The sequence below is a fragment of the Enterocloster citroniae genome (genome assembly GCF_040545455.1).
Classification (GTDB): Bacteria; Bacillota; Clostridia; order Lachnospirales; family Lachnospiraceae; genus Enterocloster; species Enterocloster citroniae.
The window spans coordinates 108,093-120,881 of the sequence record NZ_JBEPLZ010000001.1 but is presented as its reverse complement, the minus strand read 5'-3'; the positions used below and the strand labels follow the sequence as shown (position 1 = coordinate 120,881).

Annotated in this window: 13 protein-coding genes; 11 read left to right on the top strand and 2 right to left on the bottom strand. The window is 49.8% G+C overall.

Translation table 11 applies throughout. From position 1 onward, the window contains the following. Positions 1 to 117: 117 nt before the first annotated feature. The 3 genes from ABID13_RS00540 (at position 118) to ABID13_RS00530 (ending at position 3,990) form a co-directional block, all read left to right on the top strand. A complete protein-coding gene (locus ABID13_RS00540; RefSeq protein WP_048930657.1) occupies positions 118 to 2,391 on the top strand; it encodes a bifunctional diguanylate cyclase/phosphodiesterase in 2,274 nt (757 codons plus the stop codon). 151 nt (positions 2,392 to 2,542) lie between these two features. Beyond that, a complete protein-coding gene (locus ABID13_RS00535; RefSeq protein ID WP_007863907.1) occupies positions 2,543 to 2,689 on the top strand; it encodes a hypothetical protein in 147 nt (48 codons plus the stop codon). A 149-nt stretch (positions 2,690 to 2,838) separates the two neighbouring features. Further along, positions 2,839 to 3,990, top strand: coding sequence for a DUF4317 domain-containing protein (locus tag ABID13_RS00530; RefSeq protein WP_007863908.1), 1,152 nt, complete (start codon positions 2,839 to 2,841; stop codon positions 3,988 to 3,990). A 73-nt stretch (positions 3,991 to 4,063) separates the two neighbouring features. On the opposite strand, the gene ABID13_RS00525 is transcribed toward ABID13_RS00530, so the two are convergent. Then, the gene (locus ABID13_RS00525; RefSeq protein WP_007863909.1) at positions 4,064 to 4,486 is read right to left on the bottom strand and encodes a bacteriohemerythrin; all 423 of its coding nucleotides are present in this window, start codon (positions 4,484 to 4,486) and stop codon (positions 4,064 to 4,066) included. Between the two features lie 271 nt (positions 4,487 to 4,757). Between ABID13_RS00525 and ABID13_RS00520 the strand changes: the two genes are divergently transcribed. From ABID13_RS00520 to ABID13_RS00495, 6 genes are all read left to right on the top strand, one after another. After that, on the top strand, positions 4,758 to 5,213 hold the full coding sequence (locus ABID13_RS00520) for an NUMOD1 domain-containing DNA-binding protein (RefSeq protein ID WP_007863910.1): 456 nt from the start codon (positions 4,758 to 4,760) through the stop codon (positions 5,211 to 5,213). A 222-nt stretch (positions 5,214 to 5,435) separates the two neighbouring features. Next, complete coding sequence (locus tag ABID13_RS00515) at positions 5,436 to 5,591, top strand: hypothetical protein (RefSeq protein WP_156200155.1); 156 nt, start codon at positions 5,436 to 5,438, stop codon at positions 5,589 to 5,591. After that, positions 5,581 to 5,991: a PH domain-containing protein gene (locus ABID13_RS00510; RefSeq protein WP_045093301.1), complete on the top strand. Its 411-nt coding sequence runs from the start codon at positions 5,581 to 5,583 to the stop codon at positions 5,989 to 5,991. The genes ABID13_RS00515 and ABID13_RS00510 overlap by 11 nt, the downstream gene beginning before the upstream one ends. 24 nt (positions 5,992 to 6,015) lie before the next feature. Then, on the top strand, positions 6,016 to 7,254 hold the full coding sequence (locus ABID13_RS00505) for a 6-phosphofructokinase (protein WP_007863915.1): 1,239 nt from the start codon (positions 6,016 to 6,018) through the stop codon (positions 7,252 to 7,254). A gap of 322 nt (positions 7,255 to 7,576) precedes the next feature. Further along, positions 7,577 to 7,822 (top strand): HPr family phosphocarrier protein, encoded by a 246-nt coding sequence (locus ABID13_RS00500; RefSeq protein ID WP_007863918.1) that lies wholly within the window; start codon positions 7,577 to 7,579, stop codon positions 7,820 to 7,822. 242 nt (positions 7,823 to 8,064) lie between these two features. Then, the gene (locus ABID13_RS00495) at positions 8,065 to 10,455 is read left to right on the top strand and encodes an ATP-dependent DNA helicase (RefSeq protein ID WP_045093440.1); all 2,391 of its coding nucleotides are present in this window, start codon (positions 8,065 to 8,067) and stop codon (positions 10,453 to 10,455) included. On the opposite strand, the gene ABID13_RS00490 is transcribed toward ABID13_RS00495, so the two are convergent. Beyond that, positions 10,436 to 11,314, bottom strand: coding sequence for a LysR family transcriptional regulator (locus ABID13_RS00490; protein ID WP_007863922.1), 879 nt, complete (start codon positions 11,312 to 11,314; stop codon positions 10,436 to 10,438). The two genes, ABID13_RS00495 and ABID13_RS00490, sit on opposite strands and share 20 nt — an antisense overlap. A gap of 152 nt (positions 11,315 to 11,466) precedes the next feature. Here ABID13_RS00490 and ABID13_RS00485 point away from each other — a divergent pair, with 152 nt between their 5' ends. Both ABID13_RS00485 and ABID13_RS00480 read left to right on the top strand, forming a co-directional pair. Next, positions 11,467 to 12,066, top strand: a complete 600-nt coding sequence (locus tag ABID13_RS00485; protein ID WP_048930658.1) for a sigma-70 domain-containing protein — start codon at positions 11,467 to 11,469, stop codon at positions 12,064 to 12,066. 13 nt (positions 12,067 to 12,079) lie between these two features. Then, the gene (locus ABID13_RS00480; RefSeq protein ID WP_007863927.1) at positions 12,080 to 12,685 is read left to right on the top strand and encodes a histidine phosphatase family protein; all 606 of its coding nucleotides are present in this window, start codon (positions 12,080 to 12,082) and stop codon (positions 12,683 to 12,685) included. The last annotated feature ends 104 nt before the right edge of the window (positions 12,686 to 12,789 follow it).

Sequence of the window (12,789 nt, the reverse complement as noted above, 5' to 3'; positions counted from 1 at the left end):
ATCATAGATTTTCCAGAATACTATATGCTTACGTACACAAATCGTATGTTGATTTATCCTGTGCCGTATTTTAAAATAAAACAGAGTACACTTTAAGATAATGGAGAACAAAAGGAAATGAAGCAGATAGAAAACAGATTTCCTGATGATCAAAAGCCTTTTTTCCGGGGAGTGCAGATGATACTGTTATCTGTAGCCCTGGTTTTTGTTTTTGCGGTATCCATTTGGAATGCGGCAGGACTGCGTGTGGTGTTAAACCAAAGCACCCAGGAATACCTGTATGATGTGACATCACAGCTTACAAGGGATATCAGGGATGCAATGATCAATAAGATGACCGACCTGGAGATGGTGTCAGATTCCATTTCCCGCCTGACAATGTATCAGGAAGAGGAGTCGATCACTGAATTTCTGAACCGTAAAGCCCGCATACTGGAATGTGATCCTTTGATCATCATGGACAGACAGGGGAATTTTATTTCTTCCGACTCTAACCTTTCTTCCTGGGAATTGACACCGGAAGACTATTTAAAGATACCCGGCATCCAGTCCTCTTTTTTGGGAAAGGTAAGTGCCAATTATCTGGGAGGGCGGAGCATTTTTTATTCCGTTCCCGTTTACAGGGATAATCAGGTGGAGGATGTGCTGGTTGGGATAAGAAGCAAGGAAAATATGCAGGCTATGATATCCTCTAAAAGTTTTAACGGGCAGGTGATCAGCTGCATTGTTGACAGCACCGGCCAGGTGATTATTTCACCCACTGATTTAAAGCCGTTCCTCCAGCTGGATGATATATTCAGAAAAGAGAAGGACAGTAAGGTGAAGTCGGATATTTACCAGATGCAGTCTGACATGCACAAGGGCAGCAGCGGCATTCTGGAATTTACCGCAGTTACCGGGGAGGATCTGTTTCTGGCATACAATGAACTGGAGATCAATGACTGGTTCCTCTTTACACTTATCCCCTCTGATATTATTTCCGGCGGAGCCGATCGCTATATCATCCAGTCCTTTGTGATCATGGCGGTCACAATGCTTATCTTTTTTATTTTTCTTTTTGCCGTATACCGGTTTTATCATATCCACAGGCTGCAGCTGGAACGCCTTGCCTTTGTGGACCCGGTGACAGGGGGAAGGAATAACGCCGCTTTCCAGCTGAAGTACCGGGAACTGGCCAGGGGGATGGAACCGGGTACTTATACGGTGGTGCTGTTGAATGTGAAGAATTTTAAACTCATCAACGAACGGTTTGGAAGCCTTACAGGCAACCGAATACTGGGCTACATATACCAGGTGCTGGAACAGCACGTGTGCCCGCACAAGGATGAGTTTGTGGGAAGAGGCGAATCCGACTATTTTTTCCTTTGTATCAGGGCCAACACACCTCAGGAGGTCCAGGGCAGGCTGGACAACATGATCCAGGACATCAATTCCTTCCGCAACACAGACCTGCCCGGCTGCCATATGGCTTTCAGGCAGGGAGCCTGCCGGGTGGAGGATCCCTCCCAGGAGATTACGATCATACAGGACAGGACGAGGCTTGCCTGCCGGGGCCGGGATCTGGATTTCTGGCAGGGATGTGTGTTCTATGATGAGAGCCTGACGGAACAATTAAAAAAGGAACAGGAGCTTAATGACCTGTTTGAGGATTCCCTTGAGAATCATGATTTCCATGTGTATCTGCAGCCCAAGGTAAGGCTTGGCGATGAAAAGATCAAGGGAGCCGAGGCATTGGTGCGGTGGATCCACCCGGAGAGAGGCGTGATCTATCCATCGGATTTTATCCCGCTGTTTGAGCGCAACGGAAAAATATGCAGGCTGGACCTCTATGTGTTTACAGAGGTATGCGCTTTGATCCGCGGCTGGATCCGGCAGGGCAGGGAATTAATCCCTGTTTCTGTGAATCTGTCCAGGCAGCATTTTACAAAGGAAGATTGTTTGGATGAGTTTTACCGCATTGCGCAGGAGTACGGGATTCCGCGGGGAGCCATTGAGTTTGAACTGACCGAATCCATTTTCTTTGACAACCAGCAGATTGACCGGGTGAGGGACATTATCCGCCAGATGCATATGCTGGGATTTGACTGTTCCCTGGATGATTTTGGCTCTGGGTATTCCTCACTGGGACTTTTAAAGGAGTTTGACGTGGACACGATCAAGCTGGACCGGTCCTTTTTCCTCAACATGACGGGGTCAAAGGCCAGGGATGTGATCACATGCCTGGTGGACCTGTCAAAACGGCTGCATGTGCAGGTGGTGGCTGAAGGTATTGAGACAACGGAGCAGGTGGAGTACCTGCGCTCTATCGGCTGCGACATGGTACAGGGGTATGTATTTTCCAAGCCTCTTCCGGCCCGGGAGTTTGAGAAGCTGTGGTTTGAGCATATTTAGAGGACAGGCTGCATAAAATGTAATATCTGTGTCTGACATGAGAATCCCTTTGGCAAATGTGCAAAGCGCCCGCCTGATTATGCCCGGAGCAAAACCGGCGTTGGCGCCAGCACGCCAAGGCAGACCGAACCATTGAAAGGAGTTATTACATATGCCCATCTATCCGCCCTGTGAAAGCCTGATGAAATACGGAGTTGTCCAGAATATTGTTGAGAAATATTACCGGTTCAGAATCAAACGGCCATGCTTTGTCATGATGCAGAATGAGAGATGGACACTGGTGACCCTGGACTGTTAAAATCTTTCCTTACTCTCAGCAGACCGGTAAGTTCGGGAAACTGGCTACTTGACTTATGGGAGATTCTGTTCTAGTATAAAAGCTGTCAATATGAACCGTCCGGTCCATTTTGGTGTGGGACAAGGCGGTAAGGACAGGAGAGAGACAGGATGAATAAAAAGGAAGCAAATGAAATAAAAAAGCTTTTTACTCCGGCAAACTGTGCCATCACACGTATCTGCGGCTGTTACGTAGATGCTGAGAAGAATAAGAAGACGGAACTTAAGGAGGCGTTCCTTTCCCTGCCCGAGGAGGAAGCCTTTAAGTATTTTACCATTTTCAGGAATGCCCTGTCCGGTACGGTGGGGAAGAACCTGATCAATATGGAATTTCCCTTACATACCGAGGCCGAGGGAGGCACACATCATTTCCTTATGAAGCTGCGGGACAGCCAGCTTAAGGATGATGGGGTTTTGGAGGAGTTTTATGATAAGGTGATCGCAAACTATGACTATGGTGAAAATTATTATATCATACTGATCCACTGTGCGTATGATATTCCGGCCAAGGCCACGGACGGAATGGAGATGTTTGACGCCTCCGAATACGTGTATGAGTTTATTCAGTGCACCATCTGTCCGGTAAAACTGGCCAAGGCCGGGCTGAGCTACAATCCCCTGACCAATGCCATTGAGAACCGCAGCAGGGACTGGCTGGTGGAGGCGCCGGACCAGGGATTCCTGTTCCCGGCCTTTAATGACAGGAATACGGATATCCACAGTCTTTTATATTATTCAAAGAACCCGGAACAGATGCCGGAGATCCTGATCGATGAGCTTCTGGGGTGCGTGGTTCCCATGTCGGCCAAGAGCCAGAAGGAAACCTTCCAGGCCATTGTGGAGGAGACATTGGGAGAAAACTGCGATTTTGAGACGGTGAAGACCATTCACGAGAACCTGGCCGAGCTGGTGGAGGAGACAAAGGATGAGCCCGTTCCCCTGACCCTGGATAAGTATCAGGTGAAAAAGCTTCTGGAGACCAATGGGGCAACGCCGGAAAAGCTGGAAGAATTTGAACAGCGGTACGCGCAAGTGGAGGATGGCCCGGGAACCAGCTTTGTGGCGGCAAACGTGGTGAACACAAAGAGTTTTGAGATCAAGACCCCGGATGTGAGCATCAAGGTTGCGCCGGATAAAACCTATCTGGTGGAAAACAGGATGATAGAGGGGCGGCCCTGTATTGTCATTGCCATCAATGAACATGTGGAAATAAATGGAATCTCAGTGAGACCGGTGGGAATTAAGAGGCCGGAGGAAGAGTAGATTTTTAATCAAGAACAGCCGATTCCAGCACCTGGTCCGGTGCCTGGAATCGGCTGTTTTGAATGTGGGGACATCAGATACGCTCCGCGTTGTCCCTCATGAATTTGAATTCCGCCACAGAGCGGTCAAAGGTCTGGATGTGGTAGTAGAGCCAGTCCCTGACTTTTTCACTGACCTTTTCCACAAATGCATCAGTGGGACCTTCCTCCTCCATAAGCATCTCGTGGAGTTCCTGTACGGTGTTCCTCAGCTCTTTGTGTTTCTCCTTGTGCTCATTGATGCCAGGATAATTGATGGAAGCCTGGAGTTCCTCCTCTTCCCTGAAGTGATAGTCTGTATAGTCTGCCAGGAAGTTTAACATCCTGGCCGCCCCGCTCTGGTTGGACCGTTCCTCGCAGCTCTTTAATAGGTCGTTGATCTTGCTGATCAGCTCCTTGTGCTGGGAATCAATCATCTCATTACCTGTAATCAGGTCATCTGTAAATTCTGCATACATATTCCATTACCTCCGTGCTGAATGTTTGATATATATAATTTATCACAAACAATGGAAAATTACTATGACTTTTGCAACAAGTACAAGCCTTTTTGAGAAAAGGCAGACAGCGGGCGGTAGTGTTTTGAAAAAAACATCTTCGCAAAAACGAATACACTATAAATAGGGGGAGGTATACGTGTAAGGAGTTGTCTGGACAAAGAAGTCAATAGTTGATATAATGACTATGTGCATTTGGCAATCTTACAATAACGGGAGGATAATACTACAGATGAGTCGGACAATTAGTGCAGGTTATGTATATCGTCAATATTCTACAGAAGGTGTGTATCTGGCAGACTACAAAAGCTCCAGGGCGGCCCATGAGGCCACAGGAGTTTCCATTGGCTCCATAGCCAGGGCGGCTCACGGCGAGCGCAGAACCGGAGGCGGATTTGTGTGGAGGAAGGTTTTGGTGGATTCTCCCAAGGAGAACATAGAGATCGATCTTACAAGTAAAATAGGAAACCACGATAAGCGGCCATTGCTTCAAAAAACCCCGGACGGAGAGGTGGTTGGGGAGTTCCTTTCCATTGCCCATGCCAGCAGAAGCCTGAAGATCAGCAGAAGAAGCCTGTCATGTGCCCTCAGCGGGGCCCAGAAAACAGCCGGCGGTTTTATCTGGGAAGAAGTGGAATTGCCTGAGGAGCAGGAGGAAGACGCTGAACAGGAGAACCTTAAGGATTGAGATATACATACACTATAATTACCCTCAGTGGACAAGGGGGACATACGCCGAGCGACAGTAACGCCGCAGAATCGCAAAGCTGTGGTGCAAAACCGTGTGTCCCCTTGTCCACTGAGGGTATAGAAGAAACAGAGATATAGAAAAACAGAGATCATCAAGAGATCATCAACAGCTGTCCTTTGGGCAGCTGTTTTCATGTGTTCAGAAGATAGGAGCGTTTTTATGAGTTATAAGAAAACATTGGAAACAAAAGAGAAAAAACGCAGAATTATGAATGCATTTGCGAGATTTTTATGGAAATTTGCGAGAATTTATAGTACAATAGGAAAAGAGACATTGGCAGGATCGCTCAGAGGAGGAACTGGAAATGAAACGTGATGATTTGGTATGGAGAGACAGAAAACGAAACTGGCTGGGTCTGCCCTGGACCTTTACTGTATATGGACTGACGGAAGACCGTCTTTTTATCAAGTCGGGTATGTTGAATATACATGAGGATGAGGTGCGTCTGTACCGCATTCTGGACCTATCCCTGCGCAGGTCCTTTTGGCAGAGGATCGTTGGGCTGGGCACGATCCATGTGGACAGCAGCGACAAGACCATGAAGGCCTTTGATATACATAATATCAGGAATTGCGAGGCGGTGAAGGAACAGTTATCCCAGCTGGTAGAGCAGGAGCGTGACAATAAGCGGGTATCCTCCAGGGAGTTTATGGGTGGATATGAGGGCGATGGGAACGATGAGAGTGAGTTTGATGAGCCGGACGGCCATTATTAATACTACTAAGAAAGGGGATATTGTATGGGGAAAAGACGTAATATCATAGTTGGGCAGTCAGGAGGACCCACGGCAGTTATCAATTCCAGTCTGGCAGGGGTATACAAGACGGCAAAGGAGAGGGGATTCCACAAGGTGTATGGAATGCTCCATGGGATTGAAGGCCTGTTGGAGGAAATGTATGTGGACTTGTCCACTCAGATCCACTCGGACATGGATATTGAGCTGTTAAAGCGGACGCCCTCTGCATTTTTGGGTTCCTGCCGCTATAAGCTGCCGGACATCCATGAGAATCCAGGATTTTATGAAAAGATTTTCGGGATCCTGGATAAGCTGCAGATCGAAGTCTTTATCTATATTGGCGGCAACGACTCCATGGATACCATAAAGAAGCTGTCAGACTATGCCATTGTGAAGGGCCATGACCAGAAGTTCCTGGGGGTTCCAAAAACCATTGACAATGATCTGGCGCTGACGGACCATACCCCTGGCTTTGGAAGCGCTGCCAAGTACATAGCCACATCCACCAAGGAAGTGATACGGGATGCCATGGGCCTTTCCTTTAAGCGCAAGACCATCACGATCATGGAATGTATGGGAAGGAATGCGGGATGGCTGACCGGTTCCACGGCTCTTGCAAGGACTGAGGACTGCTGCGGACCGGATCTTATTTACCTGCCGGAAATTCCCTTTGACATTGATAAATTCCTTAAAAAATGCAAGGATCTTATTGAGAAAAAACCATCCAGTGTGATCGCCGTTTCTGAGGGAATCAAGGTTTTGGATGGACGGTACGTGTGCCAGCTGGCAGGCGGAAGCGATTATGTGGATGCATTCGGACACAAGCAGCTGGCAGGTACGGCAGATTATCTGGCAGGTTTCCTGGCTGCTGAACTGGGCTGCAAGGCCAGGTCCGTAGAACTTTCAACCCTGCAGAGAAGTGCCTCCCATATGGCGTCCAGAGTGGATATCAATGAGGCCTTCATGGTGGGCGGCGCTGCTGTGAAGGCAGCGGATGAGGGAGATACCGGTAAGATGGTGGTGATCGACCGTGTTTCAGATGATCCGTATATGAGCGCGGCAGGTATCTATGATGTGCACAAGATCGCAAACAATGAAAAGGTGGTGCCCAGGAACTGGGTGAACAAAGACGGCAGTTATGTGACCCAGGAATTTGTCAACTATGTGGAGCCGCTGATCCAGGGAGATTATCAGCCGTTTATGGTCAACGGACTGCCGCAGCACCTTGTTTTAAAGCGGTAAATGACGGCTTCGGGCCGGAATTTTCTATGAAAAGCTAAAATTCAATGAACAAAATCAGGCTGCAGCGGATAAGAATCAGGATGGTTCCCCAGAAATTTGGGAACTGTCCTGAACTATTTTACAAAAAAATAACGGATTTTTTTGTTGTTTAGGTGATAATGGACATAAAAATTCCTCCCCCCGGCAGGGGCGAGGGGTGAAACGAAATTTGACAATTGAATATAATAGTGATATATATATTTCAACCTTTCCAATTGTCATTGATGGACACCCGGATCCGTGCAACAGGGATCAGGGGGTGCCCCTAAAAGGAGACTGAACTATGAAAGAAAAGAAGATTATGTTACCAACAATAGCTGAAGCAAAGCGGTTTGTAGAGGAAGCTACCAGGTGTGACTTTGATATTGACGTATTTTACAACAGGGTAACCATTGACGCAAAGTCCATTCTGGGAGTACTGAGCCTGGATCTCACCAGGGTACTGACAGTCCAGTTTAACGGAGCCGATGAACGGTTTGAGGAATACCTGGACACCATTTTACCCCATGCAGCTGTGACGGCTGCCTGATAGACGGCTGCCTGATAGACGGCTGCCTGATGGCAGCGGCCGGGAGGGATTGCGAACGTCTGTTTGCAATCCCTCCTTTTTTATGGTATGATATGTGGGATATAAGGACGGACAGATGACAGGTATGGATGTTTCATTGAATTTTGGGCATCCGGGGAGCAAGGAAGGAGCGGGAATTGGAGGAACAGACCCAGGCGCAGCCGCCAATCAGGATATCGGTACGCAATCTGGTGGAATTTGTGATGCGAAACGGTGATCTGGATAACCGCAGGACAGCAGGGGCAAAGAAAGAGGCCATGCAGGCCGGAAGCAGGCTTCACCGCAAGATACAGAGGCGTATGGGAAGCGATTACCGCTCTGAGGTGATGTTAAAGCACAGGGTCCGGGAGGATATGTTCGAGATCCTGGTGGAGGGAAGGGCGGATGGGATCATTACGGAACCGGCCGGCACTGTGATCGATGAAATCAAATGTATTTATATGGATGTAGACCGGCTGGAGGAGCCGGACCCGGTCCATTTGGCCCAGGCATTGTGTTACGGCTATTTTTACAGCCATGACCATGATCTGGATACCATTGGGATCCAGATCACCTACTGCAACATAGAGACGGAGGAGATCAGGCGGTTCAGGGAGGAGAGGGACTTTGAGAACCTGACCCAGTGGTTTCAGGGACTGATCCACGAGTATGTAAAGTGGGCGAGATACCTTTACCACCATGGCCTGCGCAGGCAGGAGTGCCTTAAGGAGCTGCCTTTTCCCTATCCCTACAGGGAAGGACAAAAGGAACTGGCTGTGGATGTGTACCGCTCCATTGCCAGAAAGCGCAACCTGTTCATCCAGGCACCCACAGGAGTTGGCAAGACCCTTTCCACCATCTATCCCAGTCTGAAGGCCATGGGTGAGGGGCACGGGGAAAAGCTGTTCTATCTCACCGCCAAGACCATTACCAGAAGTGTGGCTGAGGAGGCTTTTGCCATATTGAGGCGAGGGGGACTGTATTTTAATACGGTTACCATCACTGCCAAGGAAAAGCTGTGCATCATGGATAAGCCGGACTGCAATCCCCAGTCCTGTCCGCGTGCCAGGGGCCATTATGACCGGGTTAATGATGCGGTCTATGAGATCATTGGGGAAGTGGACGGCATTACCAGGGACAAGGTGCTGGAATATGCGGAGCGCTTTCAAATCTGCCCCTTTGAGTTCTGCCTGGATATCAGCAACTGGGTGGATGGGATCATCTGTGACTACAACTACGTGTTTGATCCAAATGTAAGGCTGAAGCGGTACTTTTCAGAGGGGGAGCCGGGACAGGGGTATCTGTTCCTGGTGGACGAGGCCCACAACCTGGTGCCAAGAGCCAGGGAAATGTACAGCGCCAGCCTTGTAAAGGAGGACGTGCTTTTAGTAAAACGGATTTTAAAATCCCAGCCAGGAGCAGGCCGTGTCCTGCCACAGCTGGACAAGTGCAACCAGAAGTTTCTGGAGCTGAAGCGGGCATATGGGTCAGGGAACGAGGAGGGGATCGTTCACAGGCAGGTCCTGGGAAGTGACTATGAACTTCTCCCTGATGTGAATCTTCTGGCGCTGCAGCTCATGTCTTTGTTCGGGGAACTGGAAACCTTTATGAACGAGAACGTGGAGTTTCCGGACAGAGATCTTGTATTGGAATTTTATTTTGCTGCAAGGGATTTTCTATATGTCTATGACAGGCTGGATGACAATTATCGGATCTATGCCAGGCTTCTTCCTGACGGACAGTTTATGGTAAAGCTCCTGTGCATCAATCCGTCCCTGAACCTGAAGGAATGTCTGGATAGGGGGGAGAGCACCGTATTCTTTTCCGCGACCCTGCTGCCCATCCAATACTATAAGGAACTGCTCAGCGGCAGCCAGGAAGAGTATGCCGTATATGCAAAGTCCCCCTTTCCCCAGGAAAACCGCCTGGTACTGGCAGCCAGTGATGTGAGCAGCCGGTACAGCAGGCGCAGCAGGCGGGAGTATGAGAAAATAGCGGATTATATATGCCGGATCGTGGAAGGAAGACAGGGGAATTATATGGTGTTCTGCCCATCCTACCAATATCTGAATGAGATAGGAGAGATCCTTGGCCGGCGGCAGGAAGAACATGTTTTGGATTTTACCTGGATCGCCCAGAAGAATCGTATGACCGAGGAGGAGAGGGAAGATTTCCTGAAGCATTTCGAGGAGGAAAGGGACCGGTCTTTGGCAGCGCTATGCGTTATGGGCGGGATCTTTTCAGAAGGGATCGATCTAAAGGAGGACCGCCTTATTGGGGCCATTATCATTGGGACCGGCCTGCCCCAGGTGAACACGGAGCAGGAGATACTGAGGGATTATTTTGATGAGCAGGGCGGCTGCGGCTTTGATTATGCCTATCAGTATCCGGGCATGAATAAGGTGATGCAGGCCGCAGGCCGCGTGATTCGTACCATCAGGGACAAGGGGGTAATCGCCCTGTTGGACGACCGCTTCCTGAATCCCCAGTGTGTATCCCTGTTTCCAAGGGAGTGGGGGACCTATACGGTGGTCAACCGCTATAATGTGGGGCAGGCGGTAAACGCATTCTGGGACCGGACGGACCAGGCGTGCTCTACTGCAGGATATCCATAAACTGTCTGGCAGCCTGGGATACGGGCAGGCTTTCATTGTAGGCCACCATCATCTGGCGGGAGGGAAGCTGCTCCTTCAGGTTCAGGATAAACAGATTCTCATCCTGGGCAGGGATGCAGAAATCAGGCACAAATGCGATCCCAAGGCCGATGCGGGCCAGATCAATCAACAGGTCGTTGCTGGAGAGCTCGATCTCGGGAACCAGGTCCAGCTGGCTTTTTTGGAAAATCTGGTGAAGGAATTCACTGGTGGTGCTTTTCCGGTCCAGCATCATAATGGGATAGTCCAGCAACTCCTCCAGGGTGAGCTTCCTGCCTTCCAGAGGAAAGGCGGACCTGCTGGCCACAAACACATCATGGAATTCGTTGATGACCCGGGTGTGCATGTTTCCGGCCAGGGCGGAGTTGGGATAGTTGGTCACAATAAAATCAGCCTGACCATTTTCCAGAAAACGGGCGCACTCAATGGAGGTCTGGTTGGTAACCTTAATATGGATATTGGGAAACTCCTTGTGGAACCGGTTCAGGTAGGGGACCAGATAGTAGCGGCAGATGGTATCGCTGGCGCCGATGCGAAGCTGGCCGCCGTTTAGGGTATGGGCTTCCAGCAGCTGGTTTTCCCCCCGCTTGATCAAGTTCATGGCAGGCTCAATATGTTTTAAAAGGATCTCACCTTCCGGGGTCAGCTGTACTTTCTTAGTGCTTCTGATAAACAGGGGCTGGTTCAGCTTTTTCTCCAGGACCTTAATGGACTGGCTGACCGCTGACTGCGAGATGAACAACTGCTTGGAAGCCTCGGAAAAACTCAGTGTGATGGCGACATGGTAAAATACTTTATATAGTTCATAGTTGATATCCATTATTAAGTCCTCCTTATAAACTATGCCTATCTTATCACGTATCACAAGTGTTTGTAAAGAGGTTTCTTCCTGATCTCTTGACTTATACAGGGGGATGGATTATCCTATTAAATACAATAAAGGGAACAGAGTGAAAGGAACTGAATAAATATATGGCTGAAAACTTTTTTGAAATGTATCTGGAGGAGATCGGGGATATTGCGCCCATGACCTTGGAGGAGGAATCTGTCCTTCTGGAAAAAACAGCCCGGGGAGATGGGGATGCCAGGAGCCGCCTGGTGGAGGGCAGCCTGAAAAAGGTCCTGGACCTGGTGGCAGAATACCAGGGCAGCGAACTGCCCATGTCAGACATTGTGCAGGAGGCCAACACAGCCCTTATGCTGGCGGCCGTGGAATATGATGCCAGCGAGGAATGGGAGGGCCTGCTTGAGCGCCGCGTAAAGGAAGGGGTGGAACTTGCCCTGAAAGAGCAGAAGGCCGAGCATGAGATTGAAGAAAATATGGCTGCCAGGGTGAATGTCCTCCAGACCGTATCCCAGATGCTGGCCGCTGAACTGGGCCGTGAAGCCTCAGTGGAAGAACTGGCGGCCAAGATGAAGATGACGGAGGATGAGATCAAGGACATCATGAAGCTGGCCCTGAATGCCATCACGGTACATGGTGAAGGACAGGCAGACCCTGCTGATGGAGGCGGGGATCAAGCTTTGGGACACAATCCTGTAAGGGATGGATGGAGCCTGGAAGAACTGTAAGGGGAGAATACAAATGAAGATATATATAATTCGTCACGGACAGACAGACTGGAATGTGGAAGGAAAGATCCAGGGAAGGCAGGACATTCCTCTGAATGCCGCAGGCAAAATGCAGGCCCAGGCCCTGGCCAAAGGCATGGAGAACCGTCCCATAACCGCCATCTATTCCAGCCCCCAGCTTCGGGCCATGGAGACGGCCCAGGCCATTGCGGCGGCTCAGAACGTGCCGATCCACACCTTGCCTCAGCTGGTGGAGATCGGCTATGGGAACTGGGAGGGGCGCAGGGCGGAGGACATACTTACCACGGACCGGGAACTGTATGAATCATGGTGGCAGCACCCTGCCACCGTAGCTCCGCCCGGAGGCGAGACGCTGAACCAGGTGGACAGCCGATGTCAGGAGGCCTGGAACATTATCCGCCGGGATATTGAGGGGGATACTGCGGTGGTGGCCCACGGAGGTACTCTGGCCCACTTTATTGTCCACCTGTTAAAAGGACAGCCCGAGGCCAAGGAGATCGTGGTCAGCAATGTGAGCATCACCACCATTGACTATGATCCCGGCACAAATACCTGCCGCCTTGTGGAGTTAAATGACTGCCGTCATCTGGACGAGTGAGTGGGGAGAGCAGGGCAGCGCAGTGGGATGGCTGCCCTGCGGATTTCCCTCCGGGAAAACCGCAGGAAAAATTTCCGCAAATAAATATGATTCCCCCCTTGCGT

Coding starts and splice junctions, on each gene's coding strand:
- ABID13_RS00515 (WP_156200155.1), top strand. CDS start 5,436: ATGAGTTATAAGAAAACATTGGAAACAAAAGAGAAAAAACGCAGAATT.
- ABID13_RS00485 (WP_048930658.1), top strand. CDS start 11,467: ATGGCTGAAAACTTTTTTGAAATGTATCTGGAGGAGATCGGGGATATT.
- ABID13_RS00540 (WP_048930657.1), top strand. CDS start 118: ATGAAGCAGATAGAAAACAGATTTCCTGATGATCAAAAGCCTTTTTTC.
- ABID13_RS00525 (WP_007863909.1), bottom strand. CDS start 4,486: ATGTATGCAGAATTTACAGATGACCTGATTACAGGTAATGAGATGATT.
- ABID13_RS00520 (WP_007863910.1), top strand. CDS start 4,758: ATGAGTCGGACAATTAGTGCAGGTTATGTATATCGTCAATATTCTACA.
- ABID13_RS00500 (WP_007863918.1), top strand. CDS start 7,577: ATGAAAGAAAAGAAGATTATGTTACCAACAATAGCTGAAGCAAAGCGG.
- ABID13_RS00535 (WP_007863907.1), top strand. CDS start 2,543: ATGCCCATCTATCCGCCCTGTGAAAGCCTGATGAAATACGGAGTTGTC.
- ABID13_RS00530 (WP_007863908.1), top strand. CDS start 2,839: ATGAATAAAAAGGAAGCAAATGAAATAAAAAAGCTTTTTACTCCGGCA.
- ABID13_RS00505 (WP_007863915.1), top strand. CDS start 6,016: ATGGGGAAAAGACGTAATATCATAGTTGGGCAGTCAGGAGGACCCACG.
- ABID13_RS00490 (WP_007863922.1), bottom strand. CDS start 11,314: ATGGATATCAACTATGAACTATATAAAGTATTTTACCATGTCGCCATC.
- ABID13_RS00480 (WP_007863927.1), top strand. CDS start 12,080: ATGAAGATATATATAATTCGTCACGGACAGACAGACTGGAATGTGGAA.
- ABID13_RS00510 (WP_045093301.1), top strand. CDS start 5,581: ATGAAACGTGATGATTTGGTATGGAGAGACAGAAAACGAAACTGGCTG.
- ABID13_RS00495 (WP_045093440.1), top strand. CDS start 8,065: ATGCGAAACGGTGATCTGGATAACCGCAGGACAGCAGGGGCAAAGAAA.